The following is a 19,698-nucleotide window of genomic DNA, read 5'->3' as shown; positions in this document are numbered from 1 at the left end:
AGACAGGGGGGCTAAGCATGACGGCGATTCACCGAATGGAGATTCCTGTACCATTTGCAGTGGAAACTGTGAATGTGTTTTTAGTTGAGGGGGAGACATTAACATTAATTGATACAGGGACGAATACAGAAGAGGCAAGGAATGCGTTAGAAAGTCAATTAGGTGCATTAGGACATACGATAGAAGATATTGAAACAGTAGTCATTACGCATCATCATGCAGATCATTGTGGACTTTTAAATATATTTTCTGAGAAGACGAATATTATTGGACATCCTTGGAATGAGCCTTGGATTACACAAAATCCAGAATTTTTAAAGCGGTATCATGAATTTTTTAGAGAGACGGCCTTACAGTTTGGTGTGCCAGCAGCATTTTTGAAAGACGAGTCGTTATTGACGACGAGGACACTTAAATATTCTTGTAATAGATCGTTAACGCATACTGTGAGAGAAGGAGATCGTATTGATTCTTTGCCTGGATTTACAGTACTTGAAACACCAGGTCATGCTTCTACTCATATTTCTTTATATAGAGAATCTGATGGAATATTAATTGGTGGAGATGCTCTCATTAGTCATATTTCTTCGAATCCAATACTAGAACCACCATATGAAGGGCAAACAGAGCGGGCACGCCCATTACTACAATATAATCAAACATTACAGCGTTTAAGCGAAATGAATATTTCACGCATTTTATCAGGGCATGGGGAAGATGTTCTAAATGTGAAACAACTTATTGAAACGAGATTACAAAAGCAAGAAACACGTGCTTTTAAAGTGCTTGAATTATTAAAGGAAAAACCAATGACAGCATTTGAAGTATGTGTAAAACTATTTCCGGTATTATATAAAGAACAATTACCACTTACTATTTCAGAAACGGTTGGACAATTGGACTATTTAGCATATAATCAACAAGTGATGATTGATGAGTCATCGCAACAATTGATTTATTATGCAAAGTAGGTGACAGCAATGACAGGACGTTTACAAAATAAAGTAATCGTCATTACAGGTGCTTCTAGTGGGATTGGTGAGCAAGTTGCAATGCAAGTTGCAGCACAGGGAGCGACGCCAGTATTAATGGCTCGAACAGAAGAGAAACTACAAGTGTTAGTAGATAAAATTAAAGAAACTTATAATACGCCTTGCTATTATTATGTATTAGATGTAAGTGAAGAGATGGAAGTACAGTCTGTTTTTTCAAAGGTATTACAAGAAGTGGGACGTATTGATATATTAGTAAACAATGCGGGATTTGGTATTTTTAAAACGTTTGAAGATGCGTCAATGGGTGAAGTAAAAGATATGTTCCAAGTAAATGTATTTGGATTAGTAGCATGTACGAAAGCGGTACTACCTTATATGGTAAACAAGAACGAAGGACATATTATTAATATTGCTTCACTTGCCGGAAAAATTGCAACTCCGAAATCAAGTGCGTATGCAGCAACGAAACATGCTGTATTAGGATTTACGAATAGTTTACGCATGGAATTAGCGAATACAGATATTTATGTTACAGCAATTAATCCAGGTCCGATAGATACAAACTTTTTTGAAATAGCGGATCAATCTGGTACATATGTAAAGAATATGGGACGTTACATGTTAAAACCAACATACGTAGCAGAACAAATCGTAAAATCGATGCACACGAAAAAACGTGAAGTAAACTTACCGAAGTGGATGGGAATTGGCCCAAAACTTTATGCTTTATTCCCAGGTTTGTTTGAACGTGTAGCAGGTAAATCATTAAGTAAAAAATAGGAGATTTCCACATGGAAATCTCCTATTTTTTATTGTTTTCCAGTCACATAATCATAAACAATATCCTCAATCTCCTCGTATAAATCAATTTCAATATTTGAATGAGTCACCGTTTGAATATGTTTCACTAGCATTTCCTGATCTTCTTTTGATATTGGACTGCATTGATATTGCTGAAAACTTTTTATAATCATTTTCTCAATTAATTTTTCGTTCATATTTTTTCCCGCCTGTATGTACGTATGTATTGTTTTATTGTACTTGAAGTGAAATAAAAAAACTACCATGCACTATCTTTGTATAAAAATTCGGTTGAGTATATTATTTTTCTAATAAAATTAAGTTTTTTTACTTTTAAAAATTTATAAATATTTAATTGACTCTATAAATATACAATATTATAATCATACTTAATTTAAAGAATCGATTTGAGGAGGAACTTATGAAAGTCGCAATTATTGGAGCCACTGGATATGGGGGCATTGAGTTAATTCGTTTATTAGAACAACATCCATATTTTTCGATAGCATCTCTTCATTCTTTTTCGCAAGTTGGTGAGTGTATAACAAATGTATATCCGCATCTTCGAAATGTCCTTTTTCATACGTTACAAGAAATTGATGTGAAGACAATAGGGAAAGAAGCAGAAATCGTATTTCTAGCAACCCCAGCAGGAGTATCGGCGGAGTTAACTCCCAAGTTAGTAGCAGAAGGTTTAAAAGTAATTGACCTATCTGGAGACTTTCGTATGATAGATCCTTCGTCATATGAACTGTGGTATAAAAGGCCAGCAGCGAAAGAAGAAATTCTTAGAAAAGCAGTGTATGGGTTAAGTGAATGGAAAAGGACTGAGATTCAAAAGGCAAATTTAATTGCAAACCCAGGATGTTTTGCTACAGCCACATTGCTAGCGATAGCGCCGTTAATACGTAGTAGCATGATTGAAGAAGATTCGATTATTATTGATGCGAAATCAGGGGTATCAGGAGCAGGAAAAACACCAACAACAATGACTCATTTTCCTGAGCTATACGATAACTTACATATCTATAAAGTAAACCAGCATCAGCACGTTCCAGAGATTGAGCAAATGCTTACAGAATGGAATAGTGAATCACAGCCAATTACATTTAGCACACATTTAATACCGATATCACGAGGAATTATGATTACACTTTATGCAAAAGTAAAACAAAAGATGGAAATAAAGCAACTTCAAAAATTGTATGAAGAAACGTATGAACAATCGCCTTTCATCCGAATTTGTACGCAAGGGAAATTTCCAAGTCCAAAAGAAGTGAGAGGCTCAAATTATTGTGATATTGGCATAGCTTACGATGAAAGAACTGAAAGAGTTACGGTCGTTTCTGTTATAGACAATATGATGAAAGGCGCGGCTGGGCAAGCGATTCAAAATGCAAACATAATAGCGGGACTAGAAGAGACAACAGGTTTACAACATATGCCGCTTTATCTATAAGGGGGACATGATGATTAAAGTAGCGTCTATTACAAAATTAGAAAATGGTTCAATTGTAACGCCTAAAGGCTTTTCGGCAATTGGTACTGTAAATGGTCTGAAAAAGGAGAAAAAGGATTTAGGTGCCATCGTTTGTGATGTACCAGCATCATGTGCCGCTGTGTATACAACGAATCAAATACAAGCAGCTCCTTTGCAAGTAACGAAGGATAGTATAACGGCAGAAGGGAAGTTACAAGCAATTATCGTTAATAGTGGAAATGCAAATGCTTGTACTGGAATGAAAGGATTACAAGACGCATACGAGATGCGCGCATTAGGGGCGGAACATTTTGGGATGAAAGAAAATTACGTTGCAGTAGCTTCAACAGGTGTAATTGGTGTTCCACTGCCGATGGATATAATCCGAAAGGGAGTTGCAACTCTTATACCGACGAAGGAAGAAAGTGAAGCATATTGTTTTTCTGAAGCAATTTTAACGACGGATCTTATCACGAAAGAAACTTGTTATGAAATGATTATTGATGGGAAGAAAGTGGCGATTGCGGGTGTTGCAAAAGGTTCAGGGATGATTCATCCGAATATGGCAACGATGCTTAGTTTTATTACGACAGATGCTCATATAGAGCATGACGTATTGCAAACAGTGTTATCCCAAATTACGAATCATACATTTAATCAAATTACGGTAGATGGAGATACTTCTACGAATGATATGGTCATCGTTATGGCAAGTGCATTATCAGAAACAAGACCGATAAATATGGAACATACAGATTGGGAAACTTTCGTATGTGCTTTACAGAAGGTATGTGAAGATTTAGCGAAAAAAATTGCGCAAGATGGTGAAGGAGCTACGAAGTTAATAGAAGTAAATGTGCTAGGAGCTCAAACGAATGAAGAGGCAAAAAAAATTGCAAAGCAAATAGTCGGTTCGAGTCTTGTGAAAACAGCAATACATGGTGAAGACCCAAACTGGGGGCGAATTATTAGCAGTATTGGACAAAGTGAAGTAGTTATTAATCCGAACACAATTGACATTACTCTTCAATCTATATCGGTATTAAAAAATAGTGAGCCTCAAATATTTTCTGAAGAAGAAATGAAAGAGAGATTACAAGAAGATGAAATAGTCATTAATGTGTACTTACACTTAGGTGAAGAGACAGGATCAGCTTGGGGCTGTGACTTAAGCTATGAATATGTGAAAATAAATGCTTGTTATCGTACATAAGGAGAGAGAAGATGAGCGATTATATTGTAGTGAAATGCGGCGGTAGTATGTTGAATCAATTAAATGATGTGTTTTTTGAATGTATAAAGAAATTGCAACAGAAGTATAAAGTAGTGATTGTTCATGGTGGTGGACCAGAAATTGATGCCAAATTAAAAGATTGTAACATCAACGTAGAAAAAAGAGATGGATTACGGATAACACCAAAAGAAGTTATGGATGTTGTTCAAATGGTGCTATGCGGAAGTATGAATAAAAAACTCGTAATGAATTTACAAAAGCATAATTTACTTGCTGTAGGTTGTTCAGGGTGTGACGGCAATTTACTTCAAGTTCAACCTGTCAGCGAGGAGATAGGATATGTGGGAGAAGTAAGTTATGTAGAAACAGCCTTATTAAAAGGATTAATAAATATGGGGTATATTCCTGTTATTGCTCCAATCGGGGTAAATGGTAATGAAATTTATAACATAAATGCGGACAATGCTGCAGCTGGGATTGCGGCCGCGTTAGGGGCAAAAGAGCTGATTTTTATTACGGATGTAGATGGAATATTACATGAAGGGAATTTGGTAAAGGAAACGGATGAATCTGAAATTGCTACTTTTATAGAAACAGGTGTTATTACAGGTGGGATGATTCCGAAAGTACAGGCGGCACTAGCATCATTAAAAATGGGAGTGCAAAAGATAAGTATTGTGAATGGTACAAAAGATTTTACTGAGGTTACGGGAGAGTGTATTGGAACGACGGTAACGAAAGGCGTGAGTATTGCATGACGAGTCATCTTTTTCAAACGTATGGCAGAAGAACTATTGAGTTTGTAAAGGGAACTGGAACGAAAGTTATTGATAATAACGGTAAGGAATATTTAGATTTCACATCAGGAATTGGCGTATGTAATTTAGGACATTGTCACCCTACTGTTCTCAAAGGTGTACAAGAGCAACTTGATGATATATGGCATATATCTAACCTGTTTACAAACAGCTTACAAGAAGAAGTTGCGTCATTATTAACAGAAAATAGAGCATTAGATTATGTGTTTTTCTGTAATAGTGGGGCAGAGGCAAATGAAGCGGCTTTAAAGTTAGCACGTAAGCATACTGGAAAATCTCTCGTCGTAACATGCCAGCAGTCTTTTCACGGTAGAACATTTGGAACGATGAGTGCAACAGGCCAAGATAAGGTGAAAGAAGGATTTGGTCCATTACTTCCATCTTTTTTACATATCCCTTTTAACGATATTAAAGCATTAGAGGAAGTAATGAATGAAGAAGTTGCGGCGGTAATGGTAGAAGTAGTTCAAGGAGAGGGAGGAGTAATACCTGCTGATCTATCTTTTTTGAAAGAGATTGAAACATTATGTAATAAGTTCGGTTCCTTATTTATTATAGACGAAGTACAAACGGGGATAGGAAGAACTGGAACACTATTCGCTTATGAACAAGTGGGAATAGAGCCTGATATCGTTACCGTTGCAAAGGCACTTGGGAATGGGATTCCTGTCGGAGCGATGATTGGCGGGAAAGAGCTCGGAACGTCGTTTACTGCAGGATCACACGGTTCAACTTTTGGCGGGAATTACATCGCGATGGCTGCAGCGAAAGAAGTATTGCAAGTGAGTAAAAAACCATCGTTTTTAAAAGAAGTACAAGAAAAAGGCGAGTACGTATTAGAGAAGTTGCAAGAGGAATTACAGCATGTCGGATGTATTCAAAATATACGTGGTAAGGGGCTTATGATTGGGATTGAGTGTAAGCATGAAGTTGCAAGTTTTATAGAACAACTAGAAAACGAAGGACTTCTCGTATTACAAGCAGGCCCTAATGTTATAAGACTATTACCGCCACTCATTGTCACGAATGAAGAGTTAGAACAGGCAGTATATATAATAAAAAAAGTAGTTTGTACAAAAAACGTATCAATCATATAAGGGGGAAGTTTCATGTCAACTGTACAAGTACCGAAATTAAATACGAAAGATCTTTTAACACTAGAAGAATTAACGAAAGAAGAAATTATTTCTTTAATTGAGTTCGCTATATATTTAAAAAAGAATAAGCAAGAGCCTTTATTACAAGGCAAAATATTAGGGCTTATTTTTGATAAGCATTCAACTCGTACTCGCGTATCTTTTGAAGCGGGAATGGTACAGCTCGGGGGACATGGTATGTTTTTAAGTGGGAAAGAGATGCAAATGGGGAGAGGAGAAACCGTTTCAGATACTGCGAAAGTATTATCGCAGTATATTGACGGGATCATGATACGTACATTCTCCCACGCGGATGTAGAAGAGCTTGCAAAAGAATCAAGTATTCCTGTTATTAACGGTTTAACGGATGATCATCATCCTTGTCAAGCATTGGCAGACCTCATGACGATATATGAAGAAACAAATACATTTAAAGGAATAAAATTGGCTTACGTAGGTGACGGAAATAATGTATGTCATTCATTGTTGCTAGCGAGTGCAAAAGTCGGAATGCATATGACTGTTGCAACGCCTGTAGGATATGAACCGAATGAAGAGATTGTAAAAAAAGCGTTAGCGATTGCCAAGGAAACAGGAGCTGAAATTGAAGTTTTGCATGATCCTGAATTAGCGGTGAATGAAGCTGATTTCATTTATACTGACGTTTGGATGAGCATGGGGCAAGAGGGCGAAGAAGAGAAATATTCTTTATTTCAGCCATACCAAATCAATAACGAACTTGCTAAGCATGCGAAGCAAACATATCGTTTCTTACACTGTTTACCTGCCCATCGTGAAGAAGAAGTAACAGGAGAAATTATAGATGGACCACATTCTATCGTCTTTGAGCAAGCTGGTAATCGATTGCATGCTCAAAAAGCGTTATTAGTGAGTTTATTTAAAAATGTAGAAGAGCCTTCCTAAAAGGGAGGTTTTTTTATATTAAAATGTCATATGTATATTTAGTTAACCATTTCGATATCATTTATAATAAAAGAGAAAACTAAATTTGTTTTTCAGAGTGTGTAAGGACATACTACATATAAAAATATAGTTAAAGAGATGATGAGGGTGAAAACAACTAAGAAAACATATTCGTTTTTTCAGCGGATGTGGAGAATATTAAAGTTTCAATATTATAAGTTGCTTCGATCGCCAGAAGGCGCAAAGAAAGTATCGTTAGGGTTTGCTATAGGATTCGGCTTAGAAATGTTAGTCATTTATACGGCATCGCTCGTATATGTAATATTTTATCCAATCGTCAGGTTAGCAAAGGGATCTTTTCCTGCGGCAGTTATTGGCAATATTATTGGGAAAATATCGTTTCTCCCAGTATTTTTATTTCCGCTTGCGTATGCGCTAGGAAAAATGATTTATCCATTTCATGTACAGAAAATTCATCATGAACCATTTAAGATATCGGACTTGTTTTCAAGTCACATTTTTACGATATTAAAGAGCTTATTACAAAGTGAAGTGTATGTATTAATTGGAATGACGATTTTAGGAGTTGTGTTTGGTCTCATTTCGTATTTCGTTGTGCATTATTTATACGAAAAGAACCGTAAGTTACGCTTGAAGAAAAGGAAGAAACGAGTGAGAGAACCACTTGTACAATTATAAACAATGTCACATCCATTTTCTCCTTTGAATATGTTTAAGAAAAAGGAGGAGAGGATAATGTATTATTATTACGTACCTCAAGTATATCCATATGTAAATTATTATCCGGTTTATGATACGAGTAGACAATACGAATTATATCGGCAACAACAATTACAGCAATTATCACAAATACCACAAATACCACAACAACAGCCTACACAGGAAAAAAAACCATATTTAACAACATGGCCATATTCCAATGTGTACTATGGTAATTATTACGAATCATAAAGCTGCTTCTATTTAGAAGCAGCTTTATACGTTTGTTTTCAAAATTAAATTTTGAATGGTTTGAAGAGAATGAATGAGCTTTTCGCGCTCTTCCTCAGATAATGTTTGGAAATTTTCTTTTAGTTTGTCTAAAATGAATTGCTGATACTGATTTACTAATAATTTCCCTTCAGCTGTTAGAGAAATTAAAATGACCCGTCGATCTTTTTCGCTATAATGACGCTCTATTAGTTCTTCTTGAATAAGTTTGTTTAATAGAGGTGTCATGTTAGGCCGTGAAATCGCTAGCCGCTTGCCGATTTCGGAAACTGCTAATGTGCCGTTTTCATGCAAAAGCAGTAATACTTGTGTATGTGATGGCGGCATATGTCTTTGAGAAGAAAATTCTCCAGGAAGCATAAATTTGCGATAAAAAAGAGGCACTAGCGAAAGAAGATGATCAACAATACGTTCCCACTCGCGTGATTCCATATAAAGGCCCCCTTCCACTCTCATTGTAACAAAAAAGACATGTTATAAAAATAGAATTGTTTCATGGGAATTTTAATATTTGTAGGCCAACACTTTTTTTGTAAATGAATCGGCAATAATCGTATAGCCTTTATCATTTGGGTGTACTTGGTCAAAGAGCAATTCTTTTTTATCATTCGATATTAATTTACGAATTGGCAAAACGATAGATGGTTGATTCACTTTTGCAATGGAATAAACGGATTCATTCCAGCCGTCTAAAAACATATCTGCATAACTTGCGATGGAGTCATCGAGTTGTAACGGGTTATAGAGTTCAGAAAGAATGAGTAAAGCATCCGGATTTTGATCTCGGACTGTCTTTACAATATTTTTTACATCCGCTTCAAAATGAGCTTTTTCTTTATTTAACATTTTAATACCGTCTATAACACCGACATCACGATTTAAGCGAAATAAATTATTTCCTCCAATATTAATGGTAATGATATTTGCTGCTCTAATTTTTTGCTTTACATCTTCTGATTGAACTTTTTTAGCGAGACGATCTGTTGTAAGACCGTTTATCCCAAGGTTTTCTACAGTAATTGGTTTATGAATTTGTGCTTCTATTTGTTTAGAGGCTAATTCAGCAAATCCACCTTGTGTTGATCCATATCCTTTGGCGAGCGAATCACCTAGTACGAGATGATAAAAGGAATCGTTTGTTTGCTTATCAATCCAACTTGGAGTAGATGTTTTTTCTGTTTTTTCTTCGGGTTCATTTTGTTTTGTCTCGTCGTTCTTTTCAAAATAAGAATAAGAAATGATCAGAAGGAGGAGACAAACAATTGTTAAGATGACTTTTTTCATAAATTCATCCTCCTTGTAATTGGTAATTGTATCATATTCAGCAGTATTAGCAATGTAAGGGCATATTATATGTTTATGAAAAGTTTATAATAACTTTACAGAAAATTTGTTGAAGTTTGTCAAAAAATATTGACGATAGGAAAGAACTTTATATATGATAATGTCAGATAAGGTGAAATTTTAATTAGTGGGAGCTTTATTTCCTATTAATTGTTAGTCTTCATCAATCGGGCGTTTAAGGGGACTACTCGTTAGCGCAGGGTGAAATGAAAATTGTGTCTCTAATAGAAGAAAAAAGGTATGTGGTTAGAGACAGATAGGGATTCATTTCATTATTTCTGGTAATTGTATAAGGGGGATTTTTTGTGAAAAAGTCAAAAAAAATGCTAGCTGGAGCAACTCTTGCGATTGGTGTAATGGCACCGCAAGTAATGCCAGCAACAGCTCATGCAGATGAGAACACTGGGGAGAGTACAGTTAACTTACGAATTCTAGAAACATCAGATATTCACGTTAACTTAATGAATTACGATTATTATCAAACGAAAACAGATAATAAAGTAGGTCTTGTACAAACGGCAACACTCGTTAATAAAGCACGTGAAGAAGTGAAAAACTCTGTCCTATTTGATGATGGGGATGCATTACAAGGGACACCGCTTGGGGATTACGTAGCGAATAAAATAAAAGATCCGAAGAATCCTGTGGATCCTAGTTATACACATCCATTATATCGTGTAATGAATTTAATGAAGTATGACGTCATCTCTCTTGGGAATCATGAATTTAACTACGGTTTAGATTATTTAAACAAGGTGATTGAAAAAACGGATTTCCCGGTTATTAACTCGAATGTATATAAAGTTGACCATGATGATAAGGAAGAGAACGATGAAAATTATTTTAAACCATATCATATTTTAAAGAAAGAAGTAGTGGATGAAGCAGGCCAAAAACAAATAGTGAAAATTGGTGTAATGGGATTTGTTCCACCACAAATCATGAACTGGGATAAAGCGAACTTAGAAGGAAAAGTAAAAGCGAAAGACATCGTCGCAACAGCAAAAATAATGGTGAAAAAAATGCAAGATGAGGGTGCGGATATTATCGTTGCATTGGCTCATTCAGGCGTCGATAAGAGCGAATATAAAGAAGCGAATAAAATGGAAAATGCATCATATCATTTAGCAACACAAGTTCCTGGCGTAGATGCAGTATTAATGGGACATTCACATACTGAAGTGAAGGATGTATTTAATGGTGTTCCAGTTGTAATGCCGGGTGTTTTTGGTAGTAACTTAGGTATTATTGATATGCAATTGAAAAAGGTAAACGGAAAATGGGAAGTGCAAAAAGATCAATCTAAGCCACAACTTCGCCCGATTGCTAATAGTAAAGGTACCCCATTAGTAGAATCTGATCAAAAATTAGTTAATGAAATTAAAGATGAACATGAAAAGACAATCGAATATGTAAATACACATGTAGGTGAAACGAAAGCACCAATTAATAGTTATTTTTCATTAGTACAAGATGATCCTTCCGTACAAATTGTGACAAATGCGCAAAAATGGTATGTAGAAGAAGAACTTAAAAAACCAGAGTACGAAAAGATTAAAGATATTCCGGTTTTATCTGCAGGCGCACCATTTAAAGCAGGTGGCCGAAACGGTGCTACATATTATACGGATATTCCAGCTGGAACGTTAGCGATTAAAAACGTTGCAGATTTATATGTATATCCAAATACGTTATATGCTGTAAAAGTAAATGGGGCACAAGTGAAAGAATGGCTTGAAATGTCTGCAGGTCAGTTTAATCAAATTGATCCAAAGAAAACAGAAGAACAGCCGTTAGTAAATATAGGGTATCCTACATATAACTTTGATATTTTAGATGGCTTAAAATACGAAATTGATGTAACACAACCGGCGAAATACGATAAAGATGGAAAAGTTGTAAATGCAAATACGAATCGTATTGTAAATATGACATATGAAGGTAAGCCAGTAGCTGACAAGCAAGAGTTCATCGTCGCTACAAATAACTATCGTGGAAGTAGCCAAACGTTCCCAGGTGTAAGTAAAGGGGAAGTTGTATACCAATCACAAGATGAAACACGTCAAATCATTGTGAAGTATATGCAAAAAATAAAAGATATTGATCCAGCAGCTGATCAAAATTGGACATTTAAACCGATTGTTGCAGATAAATTAAATACAACATTTGATTCTTCACCAAATGCACAAAAGTATATAAAGAAAGATGGAAAGATTTCATATGTTGGACCATCTGAAAATGAATTTGCGAAATATGCAATTGATATAACGAAGAAAAATGATGATAAAGAAACTGGTGAAGGAAACCCAACAACACCGCCGAAAGGTGATGGAGAAAATCCGACGACACCACCAAAAGGTGATGGAGAAAACCCAACAACACCGCCAACAGAAGAAGGTAATAATGGTAATGAACCAAAGCAAGATGGAAACAATACTGGATCTGGACAAACTACAACAGATGATCAAAATACAAAAGAAACAACAACTGTAAGTGAAAATAAAGAAGCTGAAAAAGATGAACGTGATTTACCGAAAACAGGTGCAAGTATTGCTTCTACAATTGGAGCTGGTCTTGCGTTTGTTGGAGCGGGATTACTTCTGTTATTTAGAAGAAAGAAAGCGAATAGATAGTCAAGAAATATAAAAAGGATTACCGATTTGGTAATCCTTTTTGTTATATTATGAAACTGGTACTGCTTTTTCTTTTTTCCATGAAAGACCGAATCCAGTAAAACCGACAATAATGGTTACGACTGGACATGCTAAACAGAAGATTGCGTATGGCAGGTAATCGAATGTTGGAACGCTAAGAACGTTTGTTAAGAATACGCCACTTACACCCCATGGTACGAGTGGATTAATTACTGTACCAGCATCTTCTAATACTCGTGATAAATTACGACGTTCTAAACCGACTTCATCGTATTTATTAGCAAATGCTTGTCCTGTTAAAACGATGGATAAGTACTGCTCACCAAGTAAGAAGTTTACACCAATTGCAGTTGAAGCAGTAGAAATAATTAAGCGTGTACTAGTTTTTACGAAGCTAGAGATAATATTCATCAGCTGCGCTATAATACCCATTCCTTGTAATAATCCTCCCATACAAAGAGCTAGGAAAATAAGAGCAATTGACATCATCATACTTTGCAGGCCACCGCGAGATAATAAGCTATCAATATCTTTGATACCAGTTTTAGAAACGTAACCGTCTTGCATAATTTTAATTAAATCAGCTAAAGAAGTGCTAGGTTTAAAAATAAAGAGAATAATAATTCCTACCACAATTCCTGCAAGTAATGTTGGAACTGCGGGTACCTTTTTAAATGCGAATAGGAACAGTAATAAAATAGGAATCAGTGTAACGATAGAAATCGTTGCATTTTTTTCTAGTGTGTTAATAAATGCTGAGAAATCAACGTTTCCACCAGATCCGCTTCCTAAAATGAAAAATGCGATAAAAGCAATAATGAAAGCTGGCACTGTTGTCCAAAGCATGTTACGAATATGTTCAAATAAATCTACACCTGTTACAGCAGGCGCTAAGTTTGTTGTATCAGATAAAGGAGACATTTTATCTCCGAAGAATGCACCAGAAATAATTGCACCAGCAATAAGAGCTGGATCGTATCCAAGGGCAGTACCCATTCCCATAAAGGCAAGTCCTACAGTTGCAGCAGTTGTAAATGCACTACCGATACTCGTTCCAACAATTGCACAAACAACAAAAACAGTTGGAACGAAAATTTTTGGAGATACAAGTTGGAAGCCGTATACCATTAAAGTGGGAATAGTTCCAGCTGCGATCCAAACGCTAATTAATACGCCTACAAGTAAGAAAATAAATATAGATGGAATGCCAGCTGAAATACTACTAATCATCCCTTTCTCCATAGTAGACCAAGAGATTTTCTTCAAGAATCCAAATGCTAATAAAAGAACGATACCAAATAAAATTGGGATGTGTGGTGAAACTTCTAATTGAATAACACTAAAACCAATACAGAAAAAGATAAAAATTGTTAAAAGAACAGACTCAATTTTTGAAACCATTGTTTTCCCCTCCTAAATAATGTGAAATAGCTCTTTTTTATATAAAATTCGCCAATATTGTATATTTCCTTCTAAAATTTAGAATTTTGTGACAAATTACCGGTAATTGTTAGTCCTTCTATATGATACGGAAATGATTGGATAAAAAAACGTCCCTGCATATAATTATGCAGGGACGAAGAAATCGCGGTACCACCCTAGCTTGTGAAATGAATGTATCACAAAATAAAGGGTCATATGATATGCGCTTATAAAATAAAAACGCCCCTGCAATATATGCAGGGACGAAAAATTCGCGGTACCACCCTAAATTGTGAAACAGTTTCGTTTCACCACTCTTTAGACATAACGGTCTATAACCGTCTTTCACTACTCCTTACGTTTCGTAAAAGAAGCTCCAGGGGGTAATTCATAATTCGCTCTGTACTGGTTCGCACCGACCACCAGCTCTCTGAAATCAGAAATCGAAATACTACTAAATCCTATCAACGCCGATTCATATGATGTTAGTTAAATTTTTATCATATATTCATCATACATGTCAATAAAAATATGTGATATTTTTTTAGGGAAATAAAGGAGATAGGTTTTAACACTAAAAAATGTGCGTTATAATGAATTTGAAAGGGGAGGAAAGAGTGAAGAAAAAAATAATTCTTTTTACCACCTTACTAGTCATTGGCGGAAGTGCTGGCATTTACACAGCTTTTGCAGCTGAATCAGAGCAAGCGAAGCAAAAGCAAGTACAGCAGTCAGAAGTGAAGAAAGCGAAAGAAGCGGAAGAGAAGAAGTCGATGGAGAAAGCAGCTACGAAACTAGGGGTTTCTAGTGATGGAAAAACAAAAGAAGAAATTACGAAAGAAGTAAATAAGGCTAGATTTGAGCAGCGTCATGATTTATTAATTGAGCATGCGAAGCAGCTTGGAATTAATACAGAGGGAAAAAAAGATGAAGAAATTATTTTAGAAATTGGAAAGATACAGCATGGAAAGTAGAACAACTTATCGTATGATAAGTTGTTCTTTTTTAAGAACTATTTGATTTTAAAATAATTGACAGTCATTCAGATTTAATGTTAACTTTATTTGTAAACAAGTTAACATTAGGGGTGACAATTGTGACAATAAATAGTAAAACGATTGAAAAATCATCTTATACATATGAAGAATTAGCAGAGAAAAATAAAGCTTACGTATGGCACCCATTTACACAAATGAAAGATTATTTAGAAGAAGATCCTGTCATTATTGAACGTGGAGAGGGAAGAAAGCTATACGATGTAAATGGTAATGAATATTGGGATGGTGTTTCATCTATATGGTTAAATGTTCACGGACATCAAGTACCGGAATTAGATGAAGCAATTCGTGAGCAATTAAATAAAATTGCTCATTCTACTATGCTAGGACTTGCTAACGTTCCATCTATTTTATTAGCAGAAAAAATTATTGAGGTTGTACCAGATGGATTGAAGAAGGTATTCTATTCTGATTCAGGTTCTACCGCTGTTGAAATTGCAATTAAGATGGCTTTCCAATATTGGCAGCATAAAGGGAAACCAAAGAAACAAAGATTCGTTACATTAAAAGAAGCATATCACGGTGATACAATTGGAGCTGTTTCAGTAGGAGCAATAGACTTGTTTCACCAAGTGTATAGTTCGCTCTTATTTGATGCGATTAAAATGCCGTATCCATATACATATCGTTCTCCTTACGGAAATAATAAGGAGGAAATTGTAAAAAGCCATTTAGAAGAAATGGAAGAATTGTTGAAAGAAAAGCATGAAGAAGTAGCTGCCATCATTGTAGAGCCATTAATGCAAGGTGCTGGCGGGATGATTACAATGCCAAAAGGATATTTAAAAGGACTGCGCGATTTATGTACTAAGTACAATGTATTATTTATTACAGATGAGGTAGCAACTGGATTTGGGCGTACAGGGAAAATGTTTGCTTGTGAACATGAAAATGTGACGCCAGACATTTTAACTGCTGGGAAAGGTTTAACAGGTGGATATTTACCAATTGCAGTTACGGTAACGACAGATGAAATATATAATGCCTTCTTAGGAGAATATGAAGAACAAAAAACATTTTTCCATGGACATAGCTACACAGGCAATCCGTTAGGGTGTGCCGTAGCAATCGCGAATCTAGAACTATATGAAAAAACAAATTTAATAGAAGAAGTGGCACGTAAAACGGATTATGTGGCAGCGCAATTAGAAAAGCTCTTTGCTTATAAACATGTAGGTGATATTCGTCAGTGCGGATTAATGGTTGGTATTGAGCTTGTGAAGAATAAGGAAACGAAAGAAGCGTTTGACTGGACAGAGAGAGTCGGTGTTCAAGTATGTAAACGCTCAAGAGAGCTGGGTATGATTTTACGACCGCTAGGTAACACGATTGTATTTATGCCGCCACTTGCTTCTACTTTTGAAGAAATTGATGATATGTTACGCATTTTATATAAGGCAATCTCGGATGTTACGGAGGGAGAATAATGAGTGGTTTTTTCATAACAGCAACTGATACTGAAGTTGGAAAAACAGTAGTTGCAGGTGCTATAGCAGGTGTATTTAGAGAATTAGGATATAACGTAGGGGTATATAAACCGTTGCAAAGTGGGCATGTTGCATCAAACCCTGAGGGAGATGCGGCAAGGTTAAAATCATTATCAGGTGTACCGACACAAGAAAATGAAATTTGCCCTTATTCTATTGAAGAACCACTTGCTCCGAGACTTGCCATGAAAAGAGCTGGAAGAGTAGTAAAGTTAAAAGAAATTACTGATTACTATAATGAACTATTAAAAGAGTTTAATAGCTTATTTGTAGAAGGAGCAGGTGGGCTTGCTGTCCCATATACAGAAGATGCTTTAGTAATTGATTTTGCAAAAGAATTACAGTTGCCTCTTATTGTAGTAGCTCGTCCTACATTAGGAACAGTAAATCATACAGTGTTAACGATTGCTTACGCAAAGGCGCATGGCTTAACCGTAGCGGGTGTCATTTTATCAGGTTGCAAAGAATGTGAAATGGAAAGAGTGCAAGAAAATAAAGAGATGATTGAAGAGCTGAGCGGGGTACCAGTTTTAGGATTATTACCATTCTTTGCAGGTGAGTTTACGAAAGAAGAAGTATTAGAATCTGCAAAAGAACATATTATGATTTCAAAATTAGAGGAGTTTATCCAAAATGAATCAAACGTGGCGGGCGCACCTTCAATGTAAATTACAACAATTACATGAGGAAGGGCAGTATCGTGATTTGCATGTAACAGAGAAGGCAGAAGAGACTTGGCTTATTCGAGATAAAAAAAGGATGTTAAATTTAGCGTCAAATAATTATTTAGGGTTAGCTGGAGATGAAAGGTTAAAAGAAGCTGCTATTGCCTGTACAAAAAGATATGGAACTGGAGCGACTGCCTCTCGTCTCGTTGTAGGAAATCATCTATTATATGAAGAGGTTGAGAGAAGCATATGTGACTGGAAAGGTACTGAAAGAGCTTTAATTGTAAATAGTGGGTATACGGCAAATATAGGTGCCATATCTTCTTTAGCCTCTCGGCACGATATTGTTTTTAGTGATAAGTTAAATCACGCAAGTATTGTTGATGGAATCATATTAAGCGGGGCAGAGCATAAAAGGTATCGTCATAATGATTTGGATCATTTAGAGAAGTTGTTGAAAATGGCTTCGCCTGAAAAAAGGAAATTAATCGTAACAGATACCGTTTTTAGTATGGACGGTGATACTGCGTATTTGAGAGATTTAGTACAGCTGAAAGAGAAATACGGGGCAATCATTATAGTCGATGAAGCACATGCGAGTGGAATATATGGAATCGGCGGAGCTGGGTTATCTCATATAGAAAAAAATCTTGCTCAAAAAATTGATATACATATGGGGACGTTTAGCAAGGCTTTAGGGTGTTATGGTGCGTATTTGACAGGTGATGAAATTTATATAGAGTATTTACAAAATATGATGAGAAGCTTTATTTTTACTACAGCTTTACCACCAAGTACGTTAGGAGCGGTGCAAAAAGCAATTGAAATTGTAAAAGAAGATAACGAAAGAAGAGAGAACCTTATAGCAAACGGAGAATACTTCAGAACTAAATTAAGGGATGCTGGTTTTGATATTGGGAATAGTTCAACTCATATTGTACCGATTGTAGTCGGTTCAAATGAACATGCTTTACGGTTTAGTAAAAGGTTGCAAGAGGCAGGGATTGCGGCTATTGCAATTCGTCCGCCAACTGTGCCGGTTCATAGTTCTCGAATTCGCTTTGCAGTTACATCGCAACATACAATAGCTGATTTAAAATGGGCTATTGACCGAATTATCCACATTGCGAAAGAAGAGGAGCTTTTCGTATGAACGAGCTAAAGATTATTTTTATCCCCGGATGGGGAATGGAAGAGAATATTTGGGATTTAGTACTTCCGTATTTTAAAGGATATCCTGTTCAATGCATAGATTGGCGTAATGTGAACGAACGAAGTGAATTTGTGGAACGAATTATAGATGTAGCGCATAACGACAACGTAATTTTAGTTGGTTGGTCACTAGGAGCGTTAGCAGCAGTTGAAGCTTATAAAAAGATTAAGGCAAAAGGCATCGTATTAATTGGTGGTACTGCTAAATTTACAAATACGAGCGATTACAGTAACGGATGGAATGCTTTGCATGTAGAACGGCTGAAAAGGAATTTGGCGAGAAGGAAAGAAGATACGCTCAAGCGGTTTTATGAAAATATGTTTACGAAAGATGAGTTAAAAGAGAATAAAAACTTTGAAGACATTGTAGACCGTTTTAAAGGTGATTCTATTCAGTCTTTACAACTAGGTTTGGATTATTTAATAGAAACAGATATGAGAGAAGAACTAAAAGAAATTAAAGTACCTATACTACTTATTCACGGAGAACAGGATGTAATATGCCCATTGTCTGCGGCACGTAGTATGATGGAGAATAGCAGCAGCGAGCTGAAAGTAGTAAGTGATGCAGGGCATGCGTTATGTGTGACGAATTTTGAATATTGCGCAAATGAGACGATTCAATTTGTAGAGGGGATACGACATGATCAACAAAACGCTACTACAAAAACGGTTTAATGGGGCAGCTGTATCTTACGATCGATATGCAAATGTACAAAAAAAGATGGCACATTCATTACTTTCAATCTTAAAGGAACGATATAGTGAAACGGCATCAATACGTATTTTAGAACTGGGGTGCGGGACGGGGTATGTAACAGAGCAATTATCAAAGTTATTTCCGAAAGCACATATTACAGCAGTTGATTTTGCTGAAAGTATGATTGCAATTGCGCAAACTAGACAAAATGTAAAAAATGTAACGTTTCACTGTGAAGATATTGAGCGATTACGATTAGAAGAATCATATGATGTCATTATTTCAAATGCTACATTTCAATGGTTAAATAATTTACAACAAGTGTTAAGAAATTTATTTCAACATTTGTCTATAGATGGGATATTACTCTTTTCAACGTTTGGACATGAAACGTTTCAAGAATTGCATGCTTCGTTCCAACGTGCGAAAGAAGAAAGAAATATAAAAAATGAAACATCGATTGGTCAACGTTTTTATTCGAAAGATCAGTTGCTTCATATATGCAAGATAGAAACAGGGGATGTGCATGTTTCTGAAACATGTTACATAGAGAGTTTTACAGAAGTTAAGGAGTTTCTACATTCTATTCGAAAAGTAGGAGCGACTAATAGCAATGAAGGATCATATTGTCAAAGTCCCTCACTCTTTCGTGCGATGCTGCGCATATACGAAAGAGACTTCACGGGAAATGAAGGGATAATGGCAACGTATCATGCTTTATTTATGCATATAACAAAAGAGGGGAAGAGATGAA

Annotated in this window: 20 protein-coding genes and 1 other annotated feature; of the genes, 16 read left to right on the top strand and 4 right to left on the bottom strand. The window is 35.9% G+C overall.

Going from position 1 to position 19,698, the window contains the following annotated elements:
* The first annotated feature begins 17 nt into the window (after positions 1–17).
* Positions 18–971, top strand: coding sequence for an MBL fold metallo-hydrolase (locus tag GD442_RS19955; RefSeq protein WP_000125119.1), 954 nt, complete (start codon positions 18–20; stop codon positions 969–971).
* 9 nt (positions 972–980) lie between these two features.
* Positions 981–1,775: an SDR family NAD(P)-dependent oxidoreductase gene (locus tag GD442_RS19950; RefSeq protein ID WP_000147797.1), complete on the top strand. Its 795-nt coding sequence runs from the start codon at positions 981–983 to the stop codon at positions 1,773–1,775.
* Positions 1,776–1,804: 29 nt separating this feature from the next.
* Here GD442_RS19950 and GD442_RS19945 read toward each other — a convergent pair whose 3' ends face one another.
* Positions 1,805–1,993, bottom strand: a complete 189-nt coding sequence (locus GD442_RS19945) for a YqzH family protein (protein ID WP_001003222.1) — start codon at positions 1,991–1,993, stop codon at positions 1,805–1,807.
* Between the two features lie 224 nt (positions 1,994–2,217).
* Between GD442_RS19945 and argC the strand changes: the two genes are divergently transcribed.
* From argC to GD442_RS19910, 7 genes are all read left to right on the top strand, one after another.
* Positions 2,218–3,255: an N-acetyl-gamma-glutamyl-phosphate reductase gene (argC, locus tag GD442_RS19940; protein WP_000861245.1), complete on the top strand. Its 1,038-nt coding sequence runs from the start codon at positions 2,218–2,220 to the stop codon at positions 3,253–3,255.
* Between the two features lie 10 nt (positions 3,256–3,265).
* Entirely contained in the window at positions 3,266–4,489 is a 1,224-nt protein-coding gene (gene argJ, locus GD442_RS19935) for a bifunctional glutamate N-acetyltransferase/amino-acid acetyltransferase ArgJ (protein ID WP_000598391.1), read from the top strand.
* Between the two features lie 11 nt (positions 4,490–4,500).
* Positions 4,501–5,268, top strand: coding sequence for an acetylglutamate kinase (gene argB, locus GD442_RS19930; protein WP_001286795.1), 768 nt, complete (start codon positions 4,501–4,503; stop codon positions 5,266–5,268).
* A complete protein-coding gene (locus GD442_RS19925; RefSeq protein ID WP_000200553.1) occupies positions 5,265–6,425 on the top strand; it encodes an acetylornithine transaminase in 1,161 nt (386 codons plus the stop codon). The genes argB and GD442_RS19925 overlap by 4 nt, the downstream gene beginning before the upstream one ends.
* A 12-nt stretch (positions 6,426–6,437) precedes the next feature.
* Positions 6,438–7,388 (top strand): ornithine carbamoyltransferase, encoded by a 951-nt coding sequence (gene argF / locus GD442_RS19920; RefSeq protein ID WP_048538476.1) that lies wholly within the window; start codon positions 6,438–6,440, stop codon positions 7,386–7,388.
* A gap of 138 nt (positions 7,389–7,526) precedes the next feature.
* Positions 7,527–8,087, top strand: coding sequence for a DUF2062 domain-containing protein (locus GD442_RS19915; RefSeq protein WP_002026296.1), 561 nt, complete (start codon positions 7,527–7,529; stop codon positions 8,085–8,087).
* A 57-nt stretch (positions 8,088–8,144) separates the two neighbouring features.
* A complete protein-coding gene (locus GD442_RS19910; RefSeq protein ID WP_000291955.1) occupies positions 8,145–8,360 on the top strand; it encodes a hypothetical protein in 216 nt (71 codons plus the stop codon).
* A 24-nt stretch (positions 8,361–8,384) separates the two neighbouring features.
* Here the strand turns inward: GD442_RS19910 and GD442_RS19905 are convergent, their stop codons facing one another.
* Positions 8,385–8,831: a MarR family winged helix-turn-helix transcriptional regulator gene (locus GD442_RS19905; RefSeq protein WP_000445819.1), complete on the bottom strand. Its 447-nt coding sequence runs from the start codon at positions 8,829–8,831 to the stop codon at positions 8,385–8,387.
* 72 nt (positions 8,832–8,903) lie between these two features.
* The gene (locus GD442_RS19900; RefSeq protein ID WP_000755838.1) at positions 8,904–9,683 is read right to left on the bottom strand and encodes a GDSL-type esterase/lipase family protein; all 780 of its coding nucleotides are present in this window, start codon (positions 9,681–9,683) and stop codon (positions 8,904–8,906) included.
* 365 nt (positions 9,684–10,048) lie between these two features.
* On the opposite strand from GD442_RS19900, the gene cpdB reads away from it, so the two are divergent.
* Positions 10,049–12,376, top strand: a complete 2,328-nt coding sequence (gene cpdB, locus GD442_RS19895) for a bifunctional 2',3'-cyclic-nucleotide 2'-phosphodiesterase/3'-nucleotidase (RefSeq protein WP_000748668.1) — start codon at positions 10,049–10,051, stop codon at positions 12,374–12,376.
* A gap of 48 nt (positions 12,377–12,424) precedes the next feature.
* Here cpdB and nhaC read toward each other — a convergent pair whose 3' ends face one another.
* Entirely contained in the window at positions 12,425–13,798 is a 1,374-nt protein-coding gene (gene nhaC / locus GD442_RS19890) for a Na+/H+ antiporter NhaC (protein WP_000253730.1), read from the bottom strand.
* Positions 13,799–14,075: 277 nt separating this feature from the next.
* Positions 14,076–14,296, bottom strand: a binding site (T-box leader).
* Positions 14,297–14,436: 140 nt separating this feature from the next.
* Between nhaC and GD442_RS19885 the strand changes: the two genes are divergently transcribed.
* The 6 genes from GD442_RS19885 to bioC all read left to right on the top strand — a co-directional run bounded on the left by GD442_RS19885 (position 14,437) and on the right by bioC (position 19,697).
* Entirely contained in the window at positions 14,437–14,793 is a 357-nt protein-coding gene (locus GD442_RS19885; RefSeq protein ID WP_000726896.1) for a hypothetical protein, read from the top strand.
* Between the two features lie 77 nt (positions 14,794–14,870).
* On the top strand, positions 14,871–16,304 hold the full coding sequence (bioA, locus tag GD442_RS19880; protein WP_044307303.1) for an adenosylmethionine--8-amino-7-oxononanoate transaminase: 1,434 nt from the start codon (positions 14,871–14,873) through the stop codon (positions 16,302–16,304).
* Entirely contained in the window at positions 16,304–17,032 is a 729-nt protein-coding gene (gene bioD / locus GD442_RS19875) for a dethiobiotin synthase (RefSeq protein WP_025687583.1), read from the top strand. Before bioA ends, bioD begins: the two co-directional genes overlap by 1 nt.
* Positions 16,998–18,185, top strand: coding sequence for an 8-amino-7-oxononanoate synthase (gene bioF, locus GD442_RS19870; protein WP_098213732.1), 1,188 nt, complete (start codon positions 16,998–17,000; stop codon positions 18,183–18,185). Before bioD ends, bioF begins: the two co-directional genes overlap by 35 nt.
* On the top strand, positions 18,182–18,922 hold the full coding sequence (locus tag GD442_RS19865; RefSeq protein ID WP_098213731.1) for an alpha/beta fold hydrolase: 741 nt from the start codon (positions 18,182–18,184) through the stop codon (positions 18,920–18,922). The genes bioF and GD442_RS19865 overlap by 4 nt, the downstream gene beginning before the upstream one ends.
* Positions 18,888–19,697, top strand: a complete 810-nt coding sequence (gene bioC, locus GD442_RS19860; protein WP_000608912.1) for a malonyl-ACP O-methyltransferase BioC — start codon at positions 18,888–18,890, stop codon at positions 19,695–19,697. Before GD442_RS19865 ends, bioC begins: the two co-directional genes overlap by 35 nt.
* Position 19,698 lies beyond the last annotated feature (1 nt).

Origin of the sequence: Bacillus sp. A260 (genome assembly GCF_009861435.1) — a bacterium.
Lineage (GTDB): Bacteria > Bacillota > Bacilli > Bacillales > Bacillaceae_G > Bacillus_A > Bacillus_A cereus.
The sequence above is the reverse complement of the archived record's forward strand: the minus strand, read 5'-3'. Positions and strand labels throughout refer to the sequence as shown.